General features: G+C 34.7%; 2 protein-coding genes. Both read left to right on the top strand.

Annotated features, from left to right (window positions below; all coding sequences use genetic code 11):
• The coding region (locus tag H3V04_RS08740; RefSeq protein WP_198188176.1) for a hypothetical protein at positions 1 to 191 on the top strand (191 nt) is incomplete at its 5' end.
• Positions 192 to 442: 251 nt separating this feature from the next.
• Positions 443 to 658, top strand: coding sequence for a hypothetical protein (locus tag H3V04_RS08735; protein ID WP_198188175.1), 216 nt, complete (start codon positions 443 to 445; stop codon positions 656 to 658).
• The last annotated feature ends 45 nt before the right edge of the window (positions 659 to 703 follow it).

Below are 703 nucleotides of genomic sequence, written 5' to 3'. Positions count from 1 at the left end.
AAAATGATATTCTTCGGCAAGCATGGCAACGAGTTGCAAATAATACGGATTGTCAAAACTTTAAAAAAGCAGCTGTTAATTCGAGAAAAAATGCACTGGAAGAGCAATTATTGGATGCAATTACGGGAGTTTTGGATTTAGGTAATAGCGTTAATGCTGAAGAACAGGAGGGTAATTCAGATGTTGACTAGATGGACACATTTTTTGAACAAAAATTTTGATTTTTACAGTTATGGCGGACAGCCATTATCTAATACTGGTGGACTAATTGTCCTGTTGATAGCAATTGTAGTATTCGTGCTTTTCCTAGCATTTTGCGCTAGTGAGCCAGAACCTGAAATTTAGCGAGAAAAAAAGCCCGACAAATTGTCGGACTTACTATAAGTAGAAATTACATTAAGTATAACACATTTATAAATTTTAGCAAAAGAGGGACTTACAAATGAATATTAGGGATGCAATACTTGAAGCTACCAGAGTTGGTGCTAAATATATTTATCGTAAACATGGTCCAAAAATTAAGCCAACAAATACTATTGATTGCTGTATTATTTGCACTCCATGGAAAAAAGTACCACGTTGGGAACCTAGATATGATGATTTAGTTTCAGTTGATTGGTATGTGGTTTCGGAGAAAGGCAGTGACAAGGATGTTTGAATATGAACGCAATAAGAAGCTTACTAAAGTTTATGAAAAGCTAAT

The organism is Bifidobacterium sp. M0353 (genome assembly GCF_016100645.1).
Lineage (GTDB): Bacteria > Actinomycetota > Actinomycetes > Actinomycetales > Bifidobacteriaceae > Bombiscardovia > Bombiscardovia choladohabitans.
The sequence above is the reverse complement of the archived record's forward strand: the minus strand, read 5'-3'. Positions and strand labels throughout refer to the sequence as shown.